Below are 24,596 nucleotides of genomic sequence, written 5' to 3'. Positions count from 1 at the left end.
CGCCGCGCGCGGCTCGCCGGGATGGGCGGTCGGTGCGGACCGGTCAGGGCCGGTCTCGAGAGGGAGCAGGACGGTGGCGCGGCTCCCCGACGCCCCGCGCCCCGTCGCGACCGCGGGACGGACGGGGCTCGCGCTTGGCGTGCAGCGCAGGCCGCGTGGCCCTGGCCCCCCGAGCGGTCGGTGACCGGTGCGCGGTGCCGTGCTGCGTCGTCGGGCAGTCCGACGTCAGAGCGGGCGACCCGCCCGCATCTCCGCGACCAGCGCCCGCACCACCGCGTCCAGCTCGCCGCCGTTGCGACGCGCCACGGCCCGCTGGCGCTGGTACGACGCGCCCCGGCGCAGGATGAGGCGCACGTCGTCGAGCTCGGCGAGGCACCCGAGGCGTGCCGCGACCGGCTCGAGCTCGACCAGCAGCTTGCTCACGGCCTCGGTCACGAGCTCCTCGTTGCCCGCCCGGTCGAGGATGATGATCGCGTCCATGCCGTAGCGCGCCGAGCGCCACTTGTTCTCCTGCGCGAACCACGCCGGGATCGTGGGGAGCTCCTTGCCCTGGTCGAGCAGCGTCGACAGGTGCTCGACCAGGCAGTGGTTGAGCGCGGCGAGCGCCAGGACCTCGGTCAGGTTGGTCGCGCCGTCGCAGATGCGCGTCTCGAGCGTCCCGAAGCGCGGCGAAGGGCGCAGGTCCCAGCGGACCTCGTCGAACTGGTCGATCACGCCCGTGTGCATCATGTCGCCGACGTAGCCCTCGAGCTGCTCCCACGTCTCGAACTGGAAACCCAGACCCGCGGTCGGGAGCTGCTGGAACATGAGCGCGCGGTTGGACGCGTAGCCCGTGTCCTTGCCGCCCCAGAACGGCGACGACGCCGAGAGCGACTGCAGGTGCGCGAAGTACCCGAGCATCGCGCGCGAGATGGGCAGGACCTTGGCGCGGTCCTCGATCCCGACGTGCACGTGCACGCCGTAGATGAGCATCTGCCGCCCCCACCACTGGGTGCGGTCGATGAGGGTCGCGTAGCGCTCCTTGTCGGTGACCTTCTGCTGGGCCCAGCGCGCGAACGGGTGCGTGCCCGCGCTCATGAGCTCGACGCGCAGCGGGTCCGTCAGGACGCGGATCTCCTCGATCGCGGCCTCGAGGTCACGGCCCGCGTCGCCGACCGTGCGGCACACGCCGCTCACGACCTCCACCGTGTTGAGGAGCAGCTCCTGGCGGATGTGCGGGTGCTGCGAGCCGTCGGTGGGCTCGACCGCGTCCAGGACCGTCTGCGCGACCTGGCGCAGGTCGCCCGAGTCCTTGTCGACGAGCGCGAGCTCCCACTCGATGCCGACGGACGAGCGCTCGGACCGGGCGAAGGGAAGGTGCACCGATCAGTCCTTCTCGGGAGACGTGGAGGAGTCCAGGATGCTCGTCCCGTCGGGCCGGGTCAACGGTTCGACGACCAGGACCTGCTGCGAGCCGCCGACCCGGGTCAGGACGACGGTGGCCTCCGCGGTGCCGCGCAGGTCGAGCTGCTTGCGGAGCTGCTCGGGCACCACGGCCGTGCCCCGCTTCTTGATGGTCAGGCGTCCGACGCCCCGCTCGCGCAGGTACGCCTTGAGCCTCTTGAGGCTGAACGGCATGACGTCCAGGACGCGGTACCCGGTCGCGAGATCAGCACTGTCGGCGCTGCCCACGACCGTGCGCGGTGCGGGGTGGTCGGTCGTGACGTACGCGATGGTCCGGTCGAGGAGCCGCCCGCCGAGCTCGGCGGCGGCGTGGGCCACGAGCCCTGCGCGGATGATCGCGCCGTCGGGCTCGTACAGGTACTGCCCGACGGCGCCCACGTCCGGGGTGGGCTCGTCGTCGCCCTGGTCGTGGCGCAGGGTGCGCGACGTCGTGCGCCGGTTGCCGTCCTCGTCGGTCGCGGTGCGCAGCACGAGGGCCGTGCGCCCGGGCCCGTCGGGGGCGAGAGGGCCGAACCACAGCGCGGCCTCGACGACGTCCCCGTCGACCGAGACCCACTGGGTCTCGGCGTCGGTGGGCAGGCCCGCGTGCGGGATGCCGGGGCCGACCTTGATCCCGACGGCGGGGACGACCGAGCGCAGCGCCCACACGTCGTCGAGCGGGGGAGCGTACGAGCGCGGGTCGAAGATGCGCGTGCCCGAGCGCGTGCGGCGCGCGGGGTCGGCGAACACGCCGTCGACGCCCTCGGCGACCAGGTCGATGCTCAGGCCGTCGGCGTGGCGCACCTCGGCCTCGGGGAAGTGACGGAGGTTGACCGTCGCGATCGACGCCGTGACCTCGTCGATGTCCGTCGCGAGGACCTGCAGCCCCGTGCCGGCGAACGTCATGGAGTCGGCACCGATGCCGCACGTGAGGTCGGCCACCTTGGTCACCCCGGCCGCGTGGTAGCGCTGGGCGTGGTGGGCCGCGACCACGAGGCGGGTCGCCTGCTCCAGGCCGTCCTGGGTGAAGAGCATGCCGTCCGCGAACGCGTCGAACTTGAGGTGGGCCTTGGCGCGCAGCCGCGACTGGGTGAGGGCGGCCGCGGCGAGCTCGGGGTCCACGCCCTTGGCCCGCAGCCCTGTCGCGAGCACCATGGCCTGGCTCTCGTCGTAGGGCGGGAGCGCGCTCAGGAGCGACCATCCCGCCGGGCTGAGCAGCTTGGTCAGTGCCGAGGCGTCCATGCGTCGATCTTTCCACGCCCGGCCGCCGTTGGCACTCGCCTTGACCGAGTGCTAATGCGGACCTAGATTGAGCGTAGGTCGTTCGCACCCTCGGGTGCGGGCGACGAGAGCGATACCCACCGGTCCGGCACCCGCGACGACGGACGGCAGGCAGCGCTCGACACCCCAACCGTTGCAGTTCTCACAGCGAAACGGAGGTCCGACGTGTCGGTCCCCATCAAGCCGCTCGAGGACCGGATCGTCGTGAAGGCCCTCGAGGCCGAGACCACGACCGCATCCGGCCTGGTCATCCCGGACACCGCCAAGGAGAAGCCCCAGGAGGGCGAGGTCCTGGCCGTTGGTCCGGGTCGTATCGACGACAACGGCAACCGCGTCCCCCTGGACGTCGTCGTCGGCGACAAGGTCATCTACAGCAAGTACGGCGGCACCGAGGTCAAGTACGGGGGCCAGGAGTACCTGGTGCTCTCCGCGCGCGACATCCTCGCCGTGGTCGTCGCCTGACCCTCTGGTCAGAGGCTGACGTCCAGCAGCTCTGCTGGTGACGAAGGGCCCCGCAACCGTCATGGTTGCGGGGCCCTTCGTCATGTCCGGCGCCGGCCGGATCTCGAGGTCGGCGCGGGCGCCGGGCGGGCGCGTGCGTGGTCTGTGCGCGGGTGGTGGGCCGTGCGCGGGTGGTGCGGACGTCGTGCTCGCGGTCCGGTGGACCTGTGCGACCGGACTGGTGCGACCGGACCGATGCGGCGGGGAGGCTGCCCGGGCGGGCGCCGATCAGCCGGTCTTGGCGACCCCGGCCAGGATGGCGGCGCGCTCGTCCTCGCTGAGGCCGCCCCACACGCCGTAGGGCTCGCGCACCTTCAGGGACTGCTCGCGGCACTGCATCATGACCGGGCACGAGGCGCAGATCGCCTTGGCGGCCTCGGCCCGTCGTCGTCGGGTGGAGCCTCGCTCGCCCTCCGGGTGGAAGAACAGGGTGTCGTCCTGGTCGCGGCACGAGCCCTGGTACTGCCATTCCCACAGTTCCATGACCGGTCCGGGGAGCCTCGAGATCTCTGTCATGCAGGACAACCTACAAGCGTTGCAGAAGTTGTTCAAGTGGCTGACGGGTTCGAGTTTGTGAACCGGTTGCTGGCGGTCTGCATCGTTTTGCCCGCCTGCTGGCGCGAAGTGGCGGTTTCTGGCGGGTGGTTCATCGCGTCAGCGCATCACGGACTGAGACACGCCGCGCCCGAAGTGGCGAGCGGCTGACCCGATCGGCAGAATCGGGTGCATGAATTCACTCCGGTCCGCCCCGAACCCCGGCGGGCCCCGACGGAAGGCGACCGAGGCACCCGCTCTCGCCGTCGCGGCTGTCGCCAAGAGGCTGGGCGTCGCCCCGGCCACCCTCCGCACCTGGGACCGTCGGTACGGTCTCGGGCCCTCCGAGCACACCGCCGGCTCGCACCGGCGCTACACCGCCGACGACGTCGCGCGGCTCGTCATCATGCGCCGCCTGACCCTCGAGGGGGTCGCCCCGGTCGATGCCGCGCGCGCAGCCCTCGACGCCGACGAGTCGGACCTGGCCCTCGAGACAGAGGTCGAGGACGACGGCGCCGACGAGGTCGACGAGGGCGTCCCCGACCAGCCGGCGGCCGACCCCGGGCCCGCGGAGGAGAGCCCGGCAGCGGGAGTCCGCCTCCTGCGCTCGGTCCCGCGGGGCGCGGGCGACGAGCCCGCACCGCTGGGGGCGCCGCGCCCGACGAGCGTGTCCGACGTCGTCGACGCCGCGATCGCGTTCGACCAGAAGCGGTGCGACCAGCTCCTGCGGATCGCGCCCGGGACGGACCCCGGGCAGTGGTGGTCCACGCTCGTCGAGCCTGCGCTGCACCGCATCGCCGAGCGCACCTTCCTCGCGTCGCCGGGGGAGATGCCGGAGGTCGTGTTCAGCAACGCGACCCTGGCCGCGCTGCGCGAGTACACCCAGCACTCGGAGGAGGCGCTCGTCGCAGGCGGCGGCCCGCCCCCCAACCACCCGAGCCGGATGCGACGCATCGTCCTGATCTTCGCCGCCCCCGGTGAGCAGGTGCCGCTCGCGGCGCACGCCCTGGCGGCAGCGCTCGGCGCCCAGGGTGCCATGGCGCGCATCGTCACGGGCTCGGCCACCGCGCACCGTTCGCTCGAGCTCGTCACCATGGTCCGCCCCGCGGCCGTCGCCGTGGTGACCATGCAGCCCAAGCCGGTCCTCGACGTCGTGCACACGCTCCACGAGGCCAACCCGGACCTGCCGATCTTCGTGGGGCTCGCGAGCGACGAGGCCGCCGCCGGCCTGCCGTTCGCCTCGACGGTCCAGCGGGTGCGCAGCTTCCCCGGACTCCTCCACGAGGCCCTCGCCGTCGTACGGTGACGCGCGCCACGCCGGGGTTCCCGGCCGTCCCGAGGGCGGGACGGCCGGGAATACGCCAGAGGCGCTCAGCGTAGAATCTTGATGTGACCGACTCTCTCGCAGCCCCCGCACACGACCCCTTCGGCTTCACCGGACTGACGTACGACGACGTCCTCCTGCTACCGAACGAGACGGACGTCATCCCGAGCGAGGTCGACACGACCGCTCGCCTGACGCGTGAGATCACCATGTCCGCACCGCTGCTCTCCGCCGCGATGGACACCGTGACCGAGTCGCGCATGGCGATCGCGATGGCCCGCCAGGGCGGGATCGGCATCATCCACCGCAACCTGTCGATCGAGGCGCAGGCCAAGGAGGTCGACCTGGTCAAGCGCTCGGAGTCCGGGATGATCACCGACCCGGTCACGGTCGGCCCCGAGGCCACGCTCGCCGAGCTCGACGCGTTGTGCGGCCAGTACCGGGTGTCGGGTCTGCCGGTCGTCGAGCCCGACGGCAAGCTCGTCGGCATCATCACGAACAGGGACCTGCGGTTCGTCAACCCCGCGGACTTCGCCGAGCGGCGCGTGTTCGAGATCATGACGCCCATGCCTCTCGTGACGGCGCCGATCGGCATCGCGCGCGACGACGCCGCGGCGCTGCTCGCCAAGCACAAGATCGAGAAGCTGCCGCTCATCGACGCACAGGGCCGTCTGGGTGGTCTGATCACGGTCAAGGACTTCGTCAAGACCGAGCAGTACCCCGGCGCGACCAAGGACGCCGAGGGGCGCCTGCGTGTCGGTGCCGCGATCGGCTTCTTCGGTGACGCCTGGGCGCGCGCGACCGCGCTCGCGGAGGCCGGGGTCGACGTCCTGGTCGCGGACACGGCCAACGGCCACGCCCGTCTTCTGCTCGACATGATCCGCAAGCTCAAGGCCGACCCGGCGTTCAAGGACGTGCAGGTCATCGGTGGCAACGTCGCGACCCGCGCGGGCGCGCAGGCGCTCGTCGACGCGGGCGCGGACGGCGTCAAGGTCGGCGTCGGGCCGGGCTCGATCTGCACCACGCGCGTCGTCGCGGGTGTCGGTGTCCCGCAGGTCACCGCGATCTACGAAGCCTCGCTCGCGTGCCGCCCGGCAGGGGTCCCGGTCATCGGCGACGGCGGGCTGCAGTACTCGGGTGACATCGCCAAGGCGCTCGTCGCGGGGGCGGACACGGTCATGCTCGGGTCGCTCCTCGCGGGCTGCGACGAGAGTCCCGGGGACCTCGTGTTCGTCAACGGCAAGCAGTACAAGCTCTACCGCGGCATGGGCTCGATCGGGGCCATGGCCTCGCGCGGCAAGAAGGCGTCCTACTCCAAGGACCGCTACTTCCAGGCCGACGTCGCGAGCGACGACAAGATCGTGCCCGAGGGCATCGAGGGCCAGGTGCCCTACCGCGGCCCGCTCGGCGCGGTCGCCCACCAGCTCGTCGGCGGTCTGCACCAGTCGATGTTCTACGTCGGCGCGCACACCATCCCCCAGCTCCAGGAGCGCGGGAAGTTCGTGCGCATCACGCCGGCAGGGCTCAAGGAGTCGCACCCGCACGACATCCAGATGACGGTCGAGGCGCCCAACTACACGGGACGCTGACGACCCACCCGCCCGGGCCCCACGGGCCGCGGTGGGCGGGGACGGCAGGACGGGCGGGACCCCACGTGGGGTCCCGCCCGTCCGTCGTGCGTGCGGGGCGGCTCAGTCGCGGAAGGTCTCGATCCGCGCGCCGAGCTCGATGAGCCGCTCCTGGAGCTGCTCGTAGCCGCGCGAGATGATGTCGACGTTGCGCAGCACCGAGGTGCCCTTGGCGGCGAGCATCGCGAGGAGGATCACGACGGCGGGGCGCAGCGCGGGCGGGCAGCTCACCTCGGCGCCGGACCAGCGGGTCGGGCCCGTGATGTCCAGGCGGTGCGAGTCGAGCAGCCGGACGTCGGCGCCGAGCCTGGTGAGGTCCGTCAGGTGGATGGCCCGGCCCTCGTACACCCAGTCGTGGATGAGCGTGTGACCGCTCGCGCACGCCGCGATCACGGCGAAGAACGGCAGGTTGTCGATGTTGAGCCCGGGGAACGGCATGGGGTGGATCTTGTCGATCGGGGCGTGCAGCTCGCTCGGGTGGACCGTGACGTCGACCAGCCGCGTCCGGCCGTTGAGGGCCAGGTACTCCGGGGTGAGCGAGTAGCGCAGGCCCATCTCGGAGAGGGTCGCGAGCTCGATCTCCATGAACTCGATCGGCACGCGCGCGACCGTGATCTCGGAGTTCGTGACGATGCCCGCGGTCAGCAGGCTCATGGCCTCGACGGGGTCCTCGGACACCGCGTACTCGACGTCGGCGTCGATGTCGGTGCGCCCGTGGATCCGCAGGGTCGTCGTGCCGATGCCCTCGATGCGGACGCCCAGGAGCTCCAGGTAGAAGCAGAGGTCCTGGACCATGTAGTTGGGGCTCGCGTTGCGGATCGTGGTCACGCCGTCGCGCGACGCAGCGGCCATGATCGCGTTCTCGGTCACCGTGTCGCCGCGCTCGGTGAGGACGACCCGCAGGTCTTCGGTGCCCGGCCCGGCGACGGTGGCCTCGTAGTTGCCGGAGGCCGCGGTCACGGACAGGCCGAACGGGCGCAGCGCGATCATGTGGGGTTCGACGGTCCGGGTGCCCAGGTCGCAGCCTCCGGCGTAGGGGAGCGAGAACTCGCTCTCGAGTCCCAGGAGCGGGCCGAGGAACATGATGATCGAGCGGGTCCGGCGGGCGGCGTCGACGTCGATCGAGGCGAGGTCGAGGTGCTCGGGGACGACGATCTCGAGGTCGCGGCCGTCGGGCGACCACGTGGCCTGGACGCCGATGCTGCGCAGGACGTCGACGATGCGGTCGACCTCGACGATGCGCGCGACGCGGCGCAGGGTGGTGCGCCCACGGTTGAGGAGCGAGGCGCACAGGAGGGCCACGGCCCCGTTCTTCGAGGAGTTGACCTCGATGCGTCCGGAGAGCTCGTGGCCGCCGCTCACACGCAGGTGCGAGTGCTTGGGGGCGCCGAACGTGATGATCTCGGAGTCGAGGGCGGCGCTGATCCGGGCGAGCATGTCGAGGCTCACGTTCTGGGAACCCTGCTCGATCCGGTGGATCGCGCTCTGGCTCGTCCCGAGGCGTTCGGCGAGCTGGGCCTGGGTGAGGCCCTTGTTCTGACGCGCGCCGCGGATGAGCGCGGCGACCTGTGCGAGGTGCTGGGGTGCTTCGTCGACCATGGTCATGAGCCGACGATAACTCATGGATGAGATAGAGGCGCGACGATCCTGGGCCGCTGGGCGGGCTTCACGGGATCATCACGGGCGCCCCATATGTTCTATGAGTTCTCCGGTGGTCGACCTGGCCGCGCGGGGGTGGTCGCCGCCGCGGCTCAGGAGGGCCAGGCGGTGCTGGCCCCGGCGCCCACGTACCCCTGGCCCGCGCGCCAGCTGTTGAAGTTCTCCGCCCAGGCCCGGTGGGCATGGATCTGCCGGCGGTGCAGCGCGTCCAGGTCCTGCGCGGCGATCTCCGGGAACGCGCGGGTCATGGCCTCGAGCACGTCGAGCGTCGCGAGCACGTCGACGTCCGCCGTGTGGAGGTTGCCGCTGTCGAGGACGCCGTAGTGCGCGCAGAGGTCGCCGAGCTTGCGCTTGCCCTTGCGGAAGCGGTCCAGCGAGCGGTCGAGGACCAGCGGGTCGATCACGGGGGTGACCTCGCGGCCCAGGCGAGCAGCCAGGGTGGGGAGCGCGTGCCGCGTCAGCTCGGCGTCGAGCAGGGACAGGTCGAAGGCCGCGTTGAACGCGACGACCGGGACGCCGATCGCGAGGTCGGCGGCGATGAGCGCGGCGATCTCCTCGAGGGCCGGGCCAGGGGCCGCGCCGTGCGCGACCGCGTGCTCGGTCGAGATGCCGTGGATCGCGGCGGCCTCCTCGGGGATGGGGACGCCGGGGTCGATGAGCCACGTCCGCACCTCCGTGCTCTCGCCCGGGACGCGCCGGACGAGGGCGGCGGTCACGATGCGGTCGTTCGTGACGTCGACCCCGGTGGTCTCGGTGTCGAAGCCCAGCAGGGGTCCGGTGGTCCAGCTCATCGTCGTGCTCCTCGCAGTCGTCCTGCGGGCCGGCCCGGCTGCGCTCACCGTCCCCGACCCTCCTGGTCTCTGGCCGCGAGCATGCCAGCGGCCACTGACACGCCCGGGCGGTCGCCCGGAGGGCTTCTGGACGACCCGGCCGCGCCCCGACCGCGCCCCGACCGCCCCCCGGCCGGGCCCCTCGCTGGCAGCGGGGACCGGGCCGGGGCCGTCGGTGGCCCGGGTGGACGCCGGGGGTCCATCCGGCGGCACGCGCGGGCGGACCCCACCCCGGGGCCGGTATCCTCGTCGGGTGAGCAACGAGATCGAGATCGGTCGTGGCAAGCGCGGACGGCGCGCCTTCTCCTTCGACGACATCGCCGTGGTCCCCTCCCGGCGTACGCGTGACCCGGAGGACGTGTCGGTGGGGTGGCAGATCGACGCCTACCACTTCGACCTGCCGATCCTGGCGGCCCCCATGGACTCCGTGATGAGCCCGGCGACGGCGGTGGCCCTCGGCAACGCGGGTGGCCTGGGGGTCCTCGACCTCGAGGGCCTGTGGACGCGCTACGCGGACCCGGAGCCGATCCTCGCGGAGATCGCGACGCTCGACTCCGCGAGCGCGACGCGCCGCATGCAGGAGGTGTACGCCGAGCCCGTCAAGGCCGAGCTGATCACCCAGCGCCTCAAGGAGGTCCGGGAGTCCGGCGTCACGGTCGCGGGCGCCCTGTCGCCGCAGCGCACCCAGGAGTTCTACAAGACGGTCGTCGACGCCGGGGTGGACCTGTTCGTCATCCGCGGCACCACGGTCTCCGCGGAGCACGTGTCGGGCAACGCCGAGCCGCTCAACCTCAAGCGCTTCATCTACGAGCTCGACGTCCCCGTGATCGTCGGCGGCGCCTCGACCTACACCGCGGCGCTGCACCTCATGCGCACGGGGGCGGCCGGTGTGCTCGTCGGGTTCGGTGGCGGCGCGGCGCACACGACGCGCGTGAGCCTCGGTATCCACGCGCCCATGGCGACCGCGGTCGCGGACGTGGCCGCTGCGCGTCGCGACTACCTGGACGAGTCGGGCGGCCGGTACGTGCACGTCATCGCCGACGGCGGCGTCGGGCGTTCGGGCGACCTGGTCAAGGCGGTCGCGTGCGGTGCGGACGCCGTGATGCTCGGTGCCGCGCTCGCGCGTGCGACCGAGGCGCCGGGCAAGGGCTGGCACTGGGGCTCCGAGGCGCACCACCCGCAGCTGCCGCGCGGCGAGCGCGTGAGCGTCGGGACGGCGGGCACGCTCGACGAGATCCTGTTCGGCCCGGGCCGTCAGGCCGACGGCACGCTCAACCTCGTGGGCGCGCTCAAGCGCGCCATGGCGACGACGGGCTACTCCGACCTCAAGGAGTTCCAGCGCGTCGAGGTCGTCGTCTCGCCGTACCAGCCGCGCTGATGGCTCCGGGGCGCATCCGTGACGGGGTCGGTCTGACGAACGCCCTCGGCGCGGGTGCGCCCGCGGCGCCCGCCGGGGACGCGGACGGTCCGCTGGTCGGGCCGTTGCGCGTCGGTGGCGTCGACTTCCGCGAGGTCGCTGACGACGACGTCGAGCAGGTCGTCGCGCTGTGGGACGCCTGCGGTCTGGTGCGCCCCTGGAACGACGCGCTGCGGGACGTGGCGGACGCGCGGAGCAACCCGACCTCGACGGTCCTCGTCGCGCACGGCGCGGCGGCCGGGGACCACGGCCCCGGGTCCGCGGTCGGCCCCGGGGCCGTGGTCGCGACCGTCCTGGCGGGCTTCGACGGGCACCGCGGCTGGATCTACTACCTCGCGGTCACGCCTGCCCTGCAGGGGACGGGCCTCGGCAGGGACGCGGTCGTGGCCGCGGAGGCATGGCTCGCGACGCAGGGGGTCCGCAAGGTGCGCCTCATGGTGCGCTCGACCAACACGCAGGTCCTCGGGTTCTACGAGCGGCTCGGGTACACCGACGCCGAGTGCACCGTCCTGGGGCGCGACCTCCCCTGAGACGCCGAGGGGTCCGTGCGTCAGATGGTCGACCAGCCGCCGTCCGACATGAGGAGCGCGCCGTTCACGTTGGCCGAGTCCTCGGACAGCAGCCACGTGATCGAGGCCGCGAGCTGCTCGGCGGTCGCGGGGGCGGGGACGGTCGCCTGCATGATCGGGCCCAGGCGCTTGGCGCCGAGCTCCGAGCGGAACGGGGCCTCGATGTTGGTGGCGACGGCGCCGGGGGCGACCGCGTTGACGCGCACGCCCGCGGGGCCGTAGAAGAGCGCGGTGCTCTTGGTGAGCCCCACGACCGCGTGCTTGGAGGTCGCGTAGGGCGTGCCGGAGGCGCCGGCGCGGATGCTGGCCTCGCTCGCGACGTTGACGATCCGGCCGTGGCCGGCCTCGACCATCGCGGGCAGGACGGCGCGCATGAGCTTCATGGGGGCCGTCACGTTGATGCGCATGACGCGCTCCCACAGGGCGTCGTCGATCTCGGCCGTGGGGACGAACGAGTCCATGATCCCGGCGTTGTTGACGAGGCCGGTGATGCGGCCCTCGCCGGCCTCGACGATGCGGGCGATCACGGCGTCGTCGGACACGTCGCCGACGACGGTCGTCAGCGGGGCGTCGCCGACCTCGGTGGCGAGCGCGTCGAGCCGGTCGCCGTCGAGGTCGCTCGCGATGACGCGGGCGCCCTCGGCGAGCAGCCGGGTCGCGGTCGCCTTGCCGATGCCGGAGCCTGCGCCGGTGACGACGACGGTGGCGCCGGAGAAGCGGTTCGGGATGGTCGACGTGGTCATGGTGGGTCCTTCCGCCGGGTGGGGGGTGCCTGGATGTGGCTCCTGCTACCTTTCTAGCACCGAGTGCCATAAATATGGTGGACAGGAGATGTGATGTCGCAGACACCAGCGCGCCGGGGGCGTCCGGTCACGGTCGACCGCGTCGAGGTCGCCGCCACGGCCCTGCGCCTGTTCACCGAGCACGGGTTCGGGAACGTCACGATGGACGACGTCGCGAGCGCGTGCGGGGTCGCCCGGCGGACCCTCTTCCGGCTCTTCCCGTCCAAGGCCGCGATGGTCTGGGGCGGCTCGGGCGAGGCGCGCGACACGATCGCCGACGCCCTCGCGGCCGCAGGGCACGTGGGCCTGCCCGAGGCCTTCGACGTGGTCCGCTCGGCGTTCGTCGCCTCGTCGACGTTCCCGGCCCCGGCGCTCGAGGTCACGCGCCAGCGCCTCCGGCTCATCGCGGCCGACGACGAGCTGCTCGCGTGGGGCACCGCACGCATCGGGACCTCGACAGCGCTCGTCGAGGCGTTCCTGACCCGTGCCCAGGGGACGGCGCACCCCTCGCTGCACGTCCGGTCGTTCGCCGCGGCGTGCTCCGCGGCGAACTTCGCCGCACTCGTCTGGTGGGCCCAGGAAGCGCCCGACGACGACCCGGCCGGGGTCGTGGACGACGCGCTCTCGGCCCTGGTCGACGGCGCCCGGACCTGGGCCGTCCCCGGCTGAGGCCGCGGGGTCGCTGCCGGCCGGCGGCAGGTCCCGACGGTGCCGCCACCCCTGCCTGCCTGCGCGAGCGCCCGCCCCGGTGCACCGACGGGACCTTCCCAGGGGGATTGTGTGAAGGATGTTCTGCCCGGGGGTACCGCCGCGTAACCTGTCACGCATGGCAAGCGAAGCAACGGACGGCAGCCAGGGCGGCAGCGCCGCCATCGACGGCCTTCTCGACCCGGAGCACCCCTCCGCGACCTACGTCCTGGAGCCCGACGTCGTCGCTCCCCTCGTGGCCCGTGTCGTCACCTCCCACGCCGCGGGCGAGCACCGTTCGCTCCTGCCGTTCACGGGAGCGCCGCTCGCGGCGCTGCCGCTGTCCTCGGTCGAGGACGTCCGGTCGGCGGTCGAGCGCGCGCGCCGGGCGCAGCGCTCGTGGGCGCACACCACGGTCGCGGAGCGCTCCGCGGTGCTCCTGCGGTTCCACGACCTGGTCCTGGAACGGCAGGCCGAGGTCCTGGACCTGCTGCAGATGGAGACCGGCAAGTCGCGTCGCAGCGCGTTCGAGGAGGTCGGCGACGTCGCGCAGGTCACGCGGCACTACGGCGTGCGGGCCGCGCACTACCTGGCCGAGCGCCGCGTCCCGGGCATGCTCCCGGTCCTGACCCGGGCGAGCGTGCACCGCCGCCCGGTCGGCGTGGTCGGTGTGATCGCGCCCTGGAACTACCCGCTGACCCTGGTGCTCGCGGAGGCCCTGCCCGCCCTCGTCGCGGGCAACGGCGTGGTCGCCAAGCCGGACCCGCAGACCACCCTGACCGCGCTCTGGGCGGCCGAGCTCCTGGAGGAGGCGGGCCTGCCCGGGGACCTGTTCCTGGTCGTGGCGGGTGGCGGGGAGATCGGGTCGGCACTGACCGGGCTCGTCGACCACATCGCGTTCACCGGCTCGACCGCGACGGGCCGCAAGGTCGCCGCGCAGGCGGGGGAGCGGCTCATCGGGACCACGCTCGAGCTGGGCGGGAAGAACCCGCTGTACGTCGCGGCCGACGCCCACGTGCCGTCGGCGGCCCAGGGCGCGGTGCGTGCGTGCTTCTCCAACAGCGGCCAGCTCTGCGTGTCGGTCGAGCGCCTGATCCTGCACGAGGACATCGCCGAGGAGTTCCTCGACGCGTTCGTGCCCCTCGTGCGCGAACTGCGGCTCGGCACCGCGCTCGACTACTCGGTGGACATGGGGTCCCTCACGTCGCAGGCGCAGCTCGACCGGGTGGTCGCACACGTGGACGACGCGCTGTCCCAGGGCGCCAGGGTGCTCGCGGGTGGTGTGCACCGGGCGGACATCGGCCCGTTCTTCTACGCGCCCACGGTCCTCGACCACGTGCCGCCCACCGCGGTGTGCGCACGGGAGGAGACGTTCGGTCCGGTCGTGACCGTGACCCGGGTACCGGACGACGCGGCGGCGATCCGCGCCATGAACGACTCCGAGTACGGGCTCAGCGCGAGCATCTGGACGCAGGACACGGCCCGGGGACGTCGCCTCGCGGCGCAGGTCGAGGCCGGCGCGGTCAACGTCAACGACGGGTACGCCTCGGCGTTCGGGTCGGTCGCCGCCCCGATGGGCGGTTTCAAGTCCTCGGGGCAGGGTCGTCGTCACGGGCGCGAGGGGATCGAGGCGCTCACCGAGGCCCAGACCGTCGTGGTCCAGCGCGGGGTCTCGCACGGTCTGAGCTTCGACACGCTCTACGCGCAGCCCGCCGACCGGGCCAGCCGCCTGCTCACGACGGCCTTCGGGATCATGAAGCGGCTGCGCCTGCCGTAGCGGGTGCGAGCCCGTGCCACCTCACGGGGCGAGCGACTCCAGGAGGTCCGTCACGGCGGACTCGGTCGCACCGAGGTGCACGGGCTCGCGACCGGACAGGGCGTCCCAGGCGGCCTTGAGCGAGGCCGGGACCTCACGGACCCGGTACGTCACGGCCTTGGCGGGCTCGACGCTCTGCGCCGACACCCCGACCCCCACGGCGTCGATCCCGGCCTGTGCGCACGAGAACAGCGCCCGGGGCAGGTGGTAGTCCTGCGTGAGGACCACGGCGTCGGTGACCCCGAAGACCTGACGGGCCCGGACGCACGTGTCGTGGGTGTCGAAGCCCGCGAAGTCGCGGACCACGCGCTCGGCCGGTACGCCGTGCGCGACGAGCCAGTCGAGCATGGCGGTCGGCTCGTCGTAGTCCTCGCGCGAGTTGTCGCCGCTCACCAGGATCACCTCGACCGTCCCGCGCTCGTACAGCTCACGGGCGGCGTCGAGGCGCCGCGTCAGGTAGGTGGACGGCGTCCCGTCGGGGCGCAGGCCCGCCCCGAGGACCAGGGCGACCGGTCGTGCGGGGACGTCCTCGACGCCCGGGTGCACGCGGAGCCGTCCGCCGACCTGGACCCAGGCGAGCGGTGCCACGAGGACGAGGACGAGCGCGACCGCGCCGACGAGCAGCGTCCGGCGCCGTCCGCCCCGACCGGCGCGGGCCCGCCGCCGGCCAGCTGGTCGGCCTGCGGGCGGCGTGACCGCCTGGTCCCCGACGGACGTCGCGCTCGTCCGGCCCGTCCCGTCGACGGGCTCCGGGGGAGTGGCCCGGCTGATCCCCTGCTCGCTCATGCGCGGGAGCCTAGCGGCGCGCGTGGTCCTCGGAGGCCGGGTCCGGTGCGGTGAGACCGGCGAGCTCGGCCCGCAGGTTCTTCTCGGCACGAGCCTGCCAACGTTCGCGCCCCACAGGCGTGCGGAACAGCGAGGGGAGCGCGAGGAGCTGCTCGAGCACCGCGGCCCGCCCGGCCCGGAACTGCTCGTCGGGCACGTGCGCGTACTCGGCGCGGACCTGCCGCACGTAGCGGGCGTAGCGGTCCGGCGTGCTGCCGAGGATCGCGAGGTCGGCGTCGCACACGAGGGCGCCCGCCGCGTCGTCGGGCGCCGGGTCGTGCGTGGCAGTGAGGCGCACGAGGCGCGCGACCTCCGCGACGTCGTCGGGCGTCAGCCGCGGCCCGGAGCGCGACGGTCCCGGGGTGGGCGGCGGCGTCGGGCCCGGGACGAGCGGGGACAGCCGCGCGACCGCGAGCAGCGCCGACCCCTCCTCGTCCTGGCCCGCGACGCCCTCGTGGACCGCGTCGTGGAACCACAGGGCGAGCTGCGCGCGCAGCGACGTGCCCGACGGCGGAGCCTCGCCCGGGGAGGGCACGCCCGGCGGGCGGTCCTCCAGGACCGCGAGGGAGTCGAGCACGTGCACCAGGTGCGCGGGCCCGTGGTAGACCCGGTGCGGCTCGTGCCAGCGCTCGACGAGCTCCTCGCCCACCACGCGCGCGCCGGGGACGCCCGGCAGCAGCGCGCCCCACCGGTCGAGGAGGGCGGCCGCCTTGGCCGCACCACGCTCGTGCGCCGGGACGCGCAGCCCCGAGGCGCGCAGGCGCCGGATCAGGTCCCGCCCCGAGACGTCCTGCGCACCCGCCGCCACGCAGTCCGCGTGGCGCTCGGCCGGGACGTCGTAGTGGTCGAGGTCGAACGCGCGCCGCCCCAGCCCCAGCCGCGCGGCGAACTCGTGCAGCTCCTCGATCGAGGAGTCCGAGACGAGGTGGGACCAGAGCGTCCCGTGGGCAGGCCACGTGGGCGGGTCGATGAGAAGAGCCACGCCTCGACCCGAGAGGGTCGAGGCGTGGCTCGGGTCGTGCGGTGCTGCGGTCAGGACTCCGGGGTGGCCTCGGGCTCCGCGGGACCCTGCGCGTCGGGAGCGGCCTCGGGCTCGGCCGCCCCGGTGGCCGCACCTGCGGTCGGCGCCGCCGGCGGGAACGTCACGGGACGCCCGGCCTTCTCGGTCTCCTCCACGATCTCCACGCTCAGACGGGCGATCGCGAGCTCCTCCATGGTCGGCACGACCATGACGAGCGTGCTCGTCCAGTCGGGCGAGATGACGCGCGGCTCCTTGCTGCGGACCGCGTTGCGCTCGGGGTCGACCGCGATGCCGAGGCCCGCGAGGCCCTCGACGACCTGGGCGCGGACGATGTCGTCGTTCTCGCCGACACCGGCCGTGAACGCGATGACGTCGATGCGACCCAGCACGGCCATGTACGCGCCGATGTACTTGCGCAGACGGTGGATGTACACGTCGAGCGCGAGCCTCGCGTCCTCGTCGCCCGCGGCGATGAGCTCGTGCAGCGCACGGAAGTCGTTCTCGCCCGCGAGCCCCTTGATGCCCGAGCGCTTGTTGAACAGGTCGTCGAGCTCGTCGATCGACATGTTCGCGTTGCGGGCCAGGTGGAAGATCACCGCCGGGTCGATGTCCCCGGTACGGGTCCCCATGACGAGGCCCTCGAGCGGGGTCAGCCCCATCGACGTGTCGACCGCGACACCGCCGCGCACGGCCGAGGCCGACGCGCCGTTGCCGAGGTGCAGCACGATGATGTTGAGGTCCTGCAGGCGGCGGCCCAGGACGCGCGCGACCTTGCCCGAGACGTAGTGGTGGCTCGTGCCGTGGAAGCCGTACCGGCGCACGCCGTACTTCTTCGCGGTCTCCTTCTCCAGGGCGTACGTCGAGGCCGCCTCCGGCAGCGACGAGAAGAACGCCGTGTCGAACACCGCGACGTGCGGGACGTCCGGCAGGAGCTCGCGGGCGACCGAGATGCCCGTGACGTTCGCCGGGTTGTGCAGCGGCGCGAGGGGGGCGAGCTCCAGGATCTGCCGCTCGACGTCGTCGTTCACCAGGACCGGGCGGGAGAACGTCGCCCCGCCGTGGACCACCCGGTGACCCACCGCGTACACGTTGGCGTCCGCGAGCCGGGGGCCGACGTCGTCGAACAGCGACAGCGCGATGCGCAGGGCCTCGGCGTGGTCGGCGACCGGCTCCTCACGGGTCGTCGTGTTCCCGGCGAACCGGTGCTTGATGACGCCGTTCGACTCGCCGATGCGCTCGATCGTGCCCGCGGCGATCGCCTCGCCACCGACCGGGTTGACGAGCTGGTACTTGAGCGAGGACGACCCCGAGTTCATCACGAGGACAGAACCGTGCGCGCCGTACGCCGAGTACGGGTTCGAGCGCTCGTGCTCCGGGAGGACGGTCATGCGGGTGCTCCGTTCGTGCCGGGCTCGATGACCGAGCCCGCCTGTGCCTGGATGGCCGTGATGGCCACGGTGTTGACGATGTCCTGGACCAGGGCACCGCGCGAGAGGTCGTTCACGGGCTTGTTGAGGCCCTGGAGGACGGGTCCCACCGCGATGGCGCCCGCCGAGCGCTGCACCGCCTTGTAGGTGTTGTTGCCCGTGTTGAGGTCGGGGAAGATGAAGACCGTCGCCTTGCCGGCCACGTCCGAGCCCGGCATCTTCGACGCCGCCACCGACGCGTCGACCGCGGCGTCGTACTGGATGGGACCCTCGACGAACAGGTCCGGGCGGCGCGTGCGCACGAGCTCGGTCGCGGACCGCACCTTGTCGACGTCCACCCCCGAGCCCGACTCGCCGGTCGAGTACGACAGCATCGCGACGCGCTGGTCGATGCCGAACTGCAGGGCCGTCGCGGCCGACGAGATCGCGATGTCCGCGAGCTGCGTGTCGGTCGGGTCCGGGTTCACCGCGCAGTCGCCGTACACCAGGACGCGGTCCTCGAGGCACATGAGGAACACCGAGGACACCACGGACACCCCGGGGACCGTCTTGATGATCTCGAACGACGGCTTGATGGTGTGCGCCGTCGTGTGGCGGGCACCCGAGACCATGCCGTCGGCCAGGCCCAGGTGGACCATCATCGTGCCGAAGTACGACACGTCCGGGACGATCTCCCGCGCACGCTCGACCGTCATGCCCTTGTGGGCCCGCAGCCGGGTGTACTCCTCCGCGAAGCGCTCGACGAGCTCCGGGTCGTGCGGGTCGATCACGGTCGCGGCCTCGATGTCGAGGCCGAGCTCGGTCGCCCGGGTCCGGATCGACTGCTCGTCGCCCAGGATCGTCAGGTCCGCGACCTGGCGGCCCAGCAGGGTCGAGGCCGCGCGCAGGATGCGGTCGTCGTCGCCCTCGGGCAGCACGATGTTCTTGCGGTCCGCGCGGGCCCGCGACAGCAGCTCGTACTCGAACATGAGCGGCGTCACGACCTCCGGACGGGGCACGTCGAGCCCCGCGAGGAGGGCGGCACCGTCGACGTTCTGCTCGAACAGCGCGAGCGCCGTGTCGACCTTGCGCTGCGACTCCTTGGACACCCGACCGCGAGCACGCGACGCGGCGCTCGCCGACCGGAAGGTCCCGAGGTCCGTGCGGATGATCGGCAGGCTCGGGTCGAGGGCCTCGACGAGGCGCCCGGTCGAGTCGGGCGGGTAGAACCCGCCGTTGAGGATGATGCCCGCGAGCGACGGGAAGTTGCGCGCCTGGTGCGCGGCCAGGAGGCCGATGAGGATGTCGCTGCGGTCGCCGGGCGTGATGACCACGGCCCCGTCGACCAGCTTTTCGAGCAGGTGCTCGAGCGACATGGCACCGACGAGCACGTCGAGGACCTCGCGCCCCAGCAGCTCGGGGTCGCCCAGGGCGAGCTCGCCGCCCACGGCCTCCATGAGGGCCGCCACGGTCGGCGCGTTGAGGAACGGGTCCTCGGGGATGGCCCACCCCGGCAGCGAGCCGGACGCGTGGCCCCCGTGACCCTCCGGGGTGATCTCGGTGAGCTGGGCGCGCACGGCCTCGATGCTCTCCGGCCGGCAACGGTTCGCGACGACCGCGATCGGCTGGGCGTGGTTCGAGCGGAGCTCGTTGACGGCGACCTCGGTGAGGTTGGCGATTGCCTCGGGGCTGCGGTCCCGTCCCGAGACGACCAGGAGCACCGGGGCGCCCAGGTTGGCCGCGACGCGGGCGTTGAACGCGAGCTCGGTCGGGCCCGCGACGTCGGTGTAGTCCGTCCCGACGATCACCACGAAGTCGCACTGCTTGGCGACCTCGTGGTACCGGGCGACGATCTGGGCGAGCGCCGCCTCCGGGTCGGCGTGGACGTCGTCGTACGTGACCCCCATCGCCTCCTCGTAGGTGAGGTCGACGCCGTCGTGCGCGAGGAGCAGCTCGAGCACGTAGTCGCGGTCCGCAGCGGGGGTCGTGGCCGCGGAGCCGTCCCCGTCAGCGGGGGCGGTGGCCCTCGCGACGGAGCTCGGGGACGTCCTGGTCACGGGGCGGAAGACCCCGACCCGCTGGACCCGACGGGTCAGCAGGTCGAGGACGCCCAGCGCGATCGTGGACTTCCCCGTCTCGCCCTCGGGTGAGGCGAGGTAGATGGATCGGGCGGTGCTGGTCACTCGTTGTCGCCTCCGGTAGCGGCGGCCGCGTCGTACGACGGGCCGCTTCCTTCAGTTGCGGTGTCGCCCGCGTCGGGCCACACCCAGTCACGGACCGAGGGGATGTCCTCGCCGTGCTCTCTCGTGTACTGCCGCGCCTCGAGGCGGGCGTCCACCATCTTCTGGCGCAGGCCGGCCGCCTTCGAACCCAGCGCAGGGACGCGGTCGATGACGTCGATCACCAGGTGGAACCGGTCGAGGTCGTTGAGCATGACCATGTCGAACGGCGTGGTGGTGGTGCCCTCCTCCTTGTACCCGCGCACGTGGATGTTCTCGTGCCCGTTGCGGCGGTAGGTCAGGCGGTGGATGAGCCACGGGTAGCCGTGGTAGGCGAAGACCACGGGCCGGTCCGTGGTGAAGAGCGTGTCGAAGTCGCGGTCGGAGAGCCCGTGCGGGTGCTCCTTCTCGTCCTGCAGGCGCATGAGGTCCACGACGTTGACCACGCGGACCTTGAGCTCGGGCAGGTGCCGGCGCAGCAGGTCGGCCGCGGCCAGGGTCTCGAGCGTCGGCACGTCGCCCGCGCAGGCGAGCACGACGTCGGGGTCCTCGCCGGGCACCTCGGTGCCAGCCCACTCCCAGATGCCGAGGCCCCGCGCGCAGTGGGCGATCGCCTGGTCCATCGTGAGGAAGTTCGGCGCCGGCTGCTTGCCCGCGACCACGACGTTGACGTACTGGCGAGAGCGGAGGACGTGGTCGTACGTCGAGAGCAGCGTGTTGGCGTCCGGCGGCAGGTAGACGCGGACGATCTCCGCCTTCTTGTTCACGACGTGGTCGATGAAGCCCGGGTCCTGGTGGCTGAACCCGTTGTGGTCCTGACGCCACACGTGGCTCGAGAGCAGGTAGTTGAGGCTCGCGATGGGCCGGCGCCACGGGATGTCGTTGGTGACCTTGAGCCACTTGGCGTGCTGGTTGAACATCGAGTCGATGATGTGGATGAACGCCTCGTAGCACGAGAACAGGCCGTGGCGCCCCGTCAGCAGGTAGCCCTCGAGCCACCCCTGGCACTGGTGCTCGGACAGCATCTCCATGACGCGCCCTGCGCGCGCGAGGTGCTCGTCGACGTCGGGCCCGAAGAAGTCCGCGTTCCACTGCTTGTCCGTGACCTCGTAGACCGCCTGGAGGCGGTTCGACGCGGTCTCGTCGGGACCGAAGATCCGGAAGTTGTCCGGGTTGAGCCGCACCACGTCCGTGAGCCACTGGCCCAGCACGCGGGTCGCCTCCGACATCCCGCCGCCCGGGGCGCTGACCTCGACCGCGTAGTCGCGGAAGTCCGGCAGGCGCAGGTCCTTCAGGAGCAGCCCCCCGTTGGTGTGCGGGTTGTCGCTCATGCGCAGCGTGCCGCGCGGGGCGAGCTGCGCGATGTCCGCGTCGAGACGTCCCTCGTCGTCGAACAGCTCGTGGACCCGGTAGGAGTCGAGCCAGTCCTTCAGGTCCTGCAGGTGCTCGGGGGTGTCGCGCGCGCTCGCGAGCGGCACCTGGTGCGACCGCCAGGAGTCCTCGGTCTTCTTGCCGTCGATCTCCTTGGGCCCGGTCCACCCCTTGGGGGTGCGGAACACGATCATGGGCCAGAACGGGCGCTCGTCGTTGCCCGCGGCCGCGTCGGCCTTGATCTGCGCGATGTGGTTGAGCACCTCGTCGAGCAGGACCGCGAACCGGCGGTGGACCTCGGCGTGGTCCTCGCCGTCGAACCCGCCCGTGAAGAAGTAGGGGGTGTGGCCGTAGCCGATCATCAGGTCGCGCAGCTCGTCGTCGCTGATGCGGCCCAGGATCGTGGGGTTCGCGATCTTGTAGCCGTTGAGGTGCAGGATCGGCAGCACGACGCCGTCGTTGACGGGGTTGACGAACTTGTTCGAGTGCCAGCTCGTGGCCAGGGGACCGGTCTCGGCCTCGCCGTCGCCCACGACCGCGGCGACCAGCAGGTCCGGGTTGTCGAACGCCGCGCCGTACGCGTGCGAGAGCGCGTAGCCGAGCTCGCCGCCCTCGTGGATCGAGCCGGGGGTCTCGGGGGCGACGTGCGAGGGGATGCCGCCGGGGAAGGAGAACTGGCGGAACAGGCGCCGCATGCCCTCGGTGTCCTGCGTGACGTCCGAGTAGACCTCCGAGTAGGTGCCCTCGAGGTACGTGTTCGCGACGAGCCCGGGACCGCCGTGGCCGGGACCGGTGATGTAGATGGTCGACTGCTCGCGCTCGACGATCGCCCGGTTGAGGTGCGCGTAGAGGAAGTTCAGCCCCGGCGTCGTCCCCCAGTGGCCGAGCAGGCGCGGCTTGACGTCGTCCCGCGTCAGCGGCTCCCGCAGCAGCGGGTTCGCGAGCAGGTAGATCTGGCCCACCGACAGGTAGTTGGCGGCCCGCCACCAGCCGTCGACGCGGGCGAGCGTCTCGTCCGAGAGGGGCGCGACCTCAGCGGATCGCCACGGGGTTCCTTCTGTCGGACGCGAGGTGGTCGTAGTCATCGCACGCTCCAGCTGTACCGGGGGATGGTGGTCCCTTCATACAACCCCATTCGGTGGGGCGACGCATGGTTTCGACGGGCGCGCGCGGTGTGAGGTGCGCCCGTCGGGGCAGAAAAGGTCGAAGGTCCCGTGGGGGCCGGTCAGGAGGTCCCGGACGCGGGAATCCGGAGCCGGACGAGTGGCCTGGGTCACGTCGGGGGCCGGGGATTCTCTCCGGCTGCGTGCGCCCGGCTACCGTGGAGACGTGAGCGACCAGGCCCCCTCCCGCGCCGGCTTCTGGGCTGTCGCGCGCAGCCCCCGCATGATCGGCTTCCTGCTGCTCTTCCTCCTGGCGGCCGGGGTGTGCGGTCGCCTCGGCGTGTGGCAGCTCGACCGGGCCTACGAGCGCGCCGAGCTCGCCGAGCAGCACGAGATCACGGAGGCCGAGGCCGCGGGGCCCGAGGGGCTCGGCGTGCTGCTCCCCCCGCAGTCGACCTTCCCGGGCGAGCTCGTCGGGCGCCAGGCCTGGGTCGAGGGCGAGTACGAGCCCGAGGGCCAGCTCCTGGTCGCGGGACGCGCGCTCGACGGGCGTACGGGCTACCTGGTCCTGACGCCGCTGCGGGTGTCCGACGACGGCACGGGCGGCGAGTCCTGGGCGGACCTGTCCGGCGCGCCCGTGGTGCCGGTCGTCCGTGGCTGGGTCCCGACGGCGGACGCCGGTGCGGCCCTCGCCGTACCCACCGGCGAGGTGCGGCTCACCGCCTACCTCCAGGCCTCGGAGGCCGCCGGGCCCGGTGGGCTGCCCGAGGGGCAGACGGACTCGATCTCCTCGGCCGCGCTCGCGAACGCGTGGGGCAACCCGATCTACGGCGGCTACCTGGTGCTCATGGAGTCCGACCCGGCGCAGCCCGCCACGGCCGACGGTGGCCCGGAGCTTCTGCCCCGGCCGACCATCGAGGGGGGGAACGGGGTCAACGTCCAGAACGCGTTCTACGCGCTCCAGTGGTGGATCTTCGGGGCCTTCGCGGTCGCGCTGTGGGTGCGACTCGTGCGTGACGAGGCCGCCGGCGGGCGCAGGCGGAGCGACGGTCTGGGTGGTGGCATCGCGGGGCTGCCGGACCTGCCGCCCGACCTGCCGCCCGGCCTGCCGCACGCAGGAGCGGCAGTGCCGACGGTCGCGCAGGAGTCCGGAGCCGCGGAGGCCGCGGCTCCGGCTGCCGAGCCCACGGCTCCGGCCGAGCCCGAGGGCACCGTCCCGAGCCGCTAGTCCGCCGCCGGCGTCAGGTCGAGCAGCATCTCGATCGTCCCCGCGTCCTCGACCGTCACGAACCCGAGGTTCGGCGCGGCGACGCCGAAGTCGGAGAACGTCACGGGGATCGACCCGCTGACCTCGGCCCCGTCGCCGGTCGTGCGTGCGTCGAGGGTCGCGACGACCTCGCGCGGGACGCCCTTGATCGTGAGGGTCCCGGCCGCCTCGACGGTCGCGGTGCCGCCCGCGAGGCCCGAGAGGTCGATCGGTGCGGAGAGGACGAACGTCGCGGTCGGGTGCTCGGACGTGTCGAGGATCCGCAGGAACTGCCGGTCGCGTCCGGAGTCGTCGGTCTCGACGGTCGTCATGTCGACCTCGATGCTCGCCGCCGTGAGCACGCCCTCCTCGACCGTGACCTCGCCCCGCACGTCTCCCGTGCGACCGACGACCGTCACGTCCTGGCCCGAGAGCACCTCGTCGACGCGGTAGCCCGCCTGGGAGGCGGTGTCCACCGCGTAGGTCCCGTCCTGGACCGCCCCGGTCGTGGTGCCCTGCGCGCCGGACGGGCTGCCGTCGGCCTCGTCGGCCGCCGTCGCCGCAGGGGACGGTGCGAGCGACAGCGGCGCCGCTTCCGTGCCGGCCTGCGAGCGCGCGTAGAACCAGGTGCCGCCGAGCAGCAGGAGCGCGCACAGCATCGCGATCCCGACGGTCAGCGCGATCGTCTTCTTCATGGCCTCTCGCATCCTCGTTGAAGGTTCAACCAATCGTGAGGGCTCTTCCTGAGGAATGCCTGGAAGCAGGGGGTCGTGTCTGCTGTGCAGGCGGCGCTGCACCGAGAGCCTCGTCGCAGGTTCACCCGCGCAGGAGACATCTGCGCCGCGACCCGGGACGGCGAGAGCGTACCGGCAGGTCAGGGCGACGCGGGACGGTGTTCAGGAGGGACGGACGTCCGTCCCCCCTGACCACGACCCGGCATCCGACCCGAGGAGGG

20 protein-coding genes are annotated in these 24,596 nt (G+C 72.6%); 8 read left to right on the top strand and 12 right to left on the bottom strand.

Going from position 1 to position 24,596, the window contains the following annotated elements; all coding sequences use genetic code 11:
- Positions 1 to 225: 225 nt before the first annotated feature.
- Together NHG27_RS14650 and NHG27_RS14645 are read right to left on the bottom strand one after the other, a co-directional pair.
- Positions 226 to 1,362, bottom strand: a complete 1,137-nt coding sequence (locus NHG27_RS14650) for a glutamate--cysteine ligase (protein WP_193718706.1) — start codon at positions 1,360 to 1,362, stop codon at positions 226 to 228.
- 3 nt (positions 1,363 to 1,365) lie between these two features.
- Positions 1,366 to 2,664 (bottom strand): class I SAM-dependent methyltransferase, encoded by a 1,299-nt coding sequence (locus tag NHG27_RS14645; RefSeq protein WP_497016775.1) that lies wholly within the window; start codon positions 2,662 to 2,664, stop codon positions 1,366 to 1,368.
- 204 nt (positions 2,665 to 2,868) lie between these two features.
- Between NHG27_RS14645 and groES the strand changes: the two genes are divergently transcribed.
- Positions 2,869 to 3,165 (top strand): co-chaperone GroES, encoded by a 297-nt coding sequence (gene groES, locus NHG27_RS14640; protein ID WP_056653879.1) that lies wholly within the window; start codon positions 2,869 to 2,871, stop codon positions 3,163 to 3,165.
- A 267-nt stretch (positions 3,166 to 3,432) separates the two neighbouring features.
- On the opposite strand, the gene NHG27_RS14635 is transcribed toward groES, so the two are convergent.
- The gene (locus NHG27_RS14635) at positions 3,433 to 3,720 is read right to left on the bottom strand and encodes a WhiB family transcriptional regulator (RefSeq protein ID WP_030151886.1); all 288 of its coding nucleotides are present in this window, start codon (positions 3,718 to 3,720) and stop codon (positions 3,433 to 3,435) included.
- Between the two features lie 211 nt (positions 3,721 to 3,931).
- On the opposite strand from NHG27_RS14635, the gene NHG27_RS14630 reads away from it, so the two are divergent.
- Together NHG27_RS14630 and guaB are read left to right on the top strand one after the other, a co-directional pair.
- Positions 3,932 to 5,044 carry a MerR family transcriptional regulator gene (locus NHG27_RS14630; protein ID WP_497016774.1) on the top strand — a complete coding sequence of 371 codons (1,113 nt, stop codon included), beginning with the start codon at positions 3,932 to 3,934 and terminating at the stop codon, positions 5,042 to 5,044.
- A gap of 83 nt (positions 5,045 to 5,127) precedes the next feature.
- On the top strand, positions 5,128 to 6,651 hold the full coding sequence (guaB, locus tag NHG27_RS14625) for an IMP dehydrogenase (protein ID WP_497016773.1): 1,524 nt from the start codon (positions 5,128 to 5,130) through the stop codon (positions 6,649 to 6,651).
- A 102-nt stretch (positions 6,652 to 6,753) separates the two neighbouring features.
- On the opposite strand, the gene NHG27_RS14620 is transcribed toward guaB, so the two are convergent.
- Positions 6,754 to 8,295, bottom strand: coding sequence for a UDP-N-acetylglucosamine 1-carboxyvinyltransferase (locus NHG27_RS14620; protein ID WP_227748104.1), 1,542 nt, complete (start codon positions 8,293 to 8,295; stop codon positions 6,754 to 6,756).
- Between the two features lie 146 nt (positions 8,296 to 8,441).
- Positions 8,442 to 9,140 carry an exonuclease domain-containing protein gene (locus NHG27_RS14615; protein ID WP_497016772.1) on the bottom strand — a complete coding sequence of 233 codons (699 nt, stop codon included), beginning with the start codon at positions 9,138 to 9,140 and terminating at the stop codon, positions 8,442 to 8,444.
- Positions 9,141 to 9,432: 292 nt separating this feature from the next.
- Between NHG27_RS14615 and NHG27_RS14610 the strand changes: the two genes are divergently transcribed.
- Complete coding sequence (locus NHG27_RS14610) at positions 9,433 to 10,557, top strand: GuaB3 family IMP dehydrogenase-related protein (protein ID WP_193718711.1); 1,125 nt, start codon at positions 9,433 to 9,435, stop codon at positions 10,555 to 10,557.
- Positions 10,557 to 11,126 carry a GNAT family acetyltransferase gene (locus NHG27_RS14605; protein ID WP_497016771.1) on the top strand — a complete coding sequence of 190 codons (570 nt, stop codon included), beginning with the start codon at positions 10,557 to 10,559 and terminating at the stop codon, positions 11,124 to 11,126. The genes NHG27_RS14610 and NHG27_RS14605 overlap by 1 nt, the downstream gene beginning before the upstream one ends.
- 20 nt (positions 11,127 to 11,146) lie before the next feature.
- Here the strand turns inward: NHG27_RS14605 and NHG27_RS14600 are convergent, their stop codons facing one another.
- On the bottom strand, positions 11,147 to 11,908 hold the full coding sequence (locus NHG27_RS14600) for an SDR family NAD(P)-dependent oxidoreductase (protein ID WP_193718713.1): 762 nt from the start codon (positions 11,906 to 11,908) through the stop codon (positions 11,147 to 11,149).
- Between the two features lie 93 nt (positions 11,909 to 12,001).
- Between NHG27_RS14600 and NHG27_RS14595 the strand changes: the two genes are divergently transcribed.
- Positions 12,002 to 12,616: a TetR family transcriptional regulator gene (locus NHG27_RS14595; RefSeq protein WP_497016770.1), complete on the top strand. Its 615-nt coding sequence runs from the start codon at positions 12,002 to 12,004 to the stop codon at positions 12,614 to 12,616.
- A 157-nt stretch (positions 12,617 to 12,773) separates the two neighbouring features.
- Positions 12,774 to 14,411 carry a succinic semialdehyde dehydrogenase gene (locus NHG27_RS14590; protein ID WP_193718715.1) on the top strand — a complete coding sequence of 546 codons (1,638 nt, stop codon included), beginning with the start codon at positions 12,774 to 12,776 and terminating at the stop codon, positions 14,409 to 14,411.
- A 21-nt stretch (positions 14,412 to 14,432) separates the two neighbouring features.
- Here NHG27_RS14590 and NHG27_RS14585 read toward each other — a convergent pair whose 3' ends face one another.
- Genes NHG27_RS14585 through NHG27_RS14565 form a run of 5 tightly spaced genes read right to left on the bottom strand, consistent with a single transcriptional unit; the run spans position 14,433 to position 22,377 of the window.
- Positions 14,433 to 15,236: a SanA/YdcF family protein gene (locus NHG27_RS14585; protein WP_497016769.1), complete on the bottom strand. Its 804-nt coding sequence runs from the start codon at positions 15,234 to 15,236 to the stop codon at positions 14,433 to 14,435.
- 10 nt (positions 15,237 to 15,246) lie between these two features.
- Positions 15,247 to 16,257 (bottom strand): DUF4031 domain-containing protein, encoded by a 1,011-nt coding sequence (locus NHG27_RS14580; protein WP_497016768.1) that lies wholly within the window; start codon positions 16,255 to 16,257, stop codon positions 15,247 to 15,249.
- 50 nt (positions 16,258 to 16,307) lie between these two features.
- Entirely contained in the window at positions 16,308 to 17,684 is a 1,377-nt protein-coding gene (locus tag NHG27_RS14575; protein WP_193718718.1) for an acetate/propionate family kinase, read from the bottom strand.
- Positions 17,681 to 19,885: a phosphate acetyltransferase gene (pta, locus tag NHG27_RS14570; RefSeq protein ID WP_497016767.1), complete on the bottom strand. Its 2,205-nt coding sequence runs from the start codon at positions 19,883 to 19,885 to the stop codon at positions 17,681 to 17,683. Before pta ends, NHG27_RS14575 begins: the two co-directional genes overlap by 4 nt.
- Positions 19,882 to 22,377, bottom strand: a complete 2,496-nt coding sequence (locus NHG27_RS14565) for a phosphoketolase family protein (protein WP_193718720.1) — start codon at positions 22,375 to 22,377, stop codon at positions 19,882 to 19,884. Before NHG27_RS14565 ends, pta begins: the two co-directional genes overlap by 4 nt.
- 244 nt (positions 22,378 to 22,621) lie before the next feature.
- On the opposite strand from NHG27_RS14565, the gene NHG27_RS14560 reads away from it, so the two are divergent.
- Positions 22,622 to 23,623, top strand: coding sequence for an SURF1 family protein (locus NHG27_RS14560; RefSeq protein WP_321575264.1), 1,002 nt, complete (start codon positions 22,622 to 22,624; stop codon positions 23,621 to 23,623).
- On the opposite strand, the gene NHG27_RS14555 is transcribed toward NHG27_RS14560, so the two are convergent.
- Complete coding sequence (locus NHG27_RS14555; protein ID WP_193718721.1) at positions 23,620 to 24,336, bottom strand: YceI family protein; 717 nt, start codon at positions 24,334 to 24,336, stop codon at positions 23,620 to 23,622. The two genes, NHG27_RS14560 and NHG27_RS14555, sit on opposite strands and share 4 nt — an antisense overlap.
- Positions 24,337 to 24,596: the final 260 nt, after the last annotated feature.

The sequence above is a fragment of the Oerskovia sp. 140933 genome (genome assembly GCF_059651515.1).
This window is presented reverse-complemented; position numbering and strand designations above follow the sequence as displayed.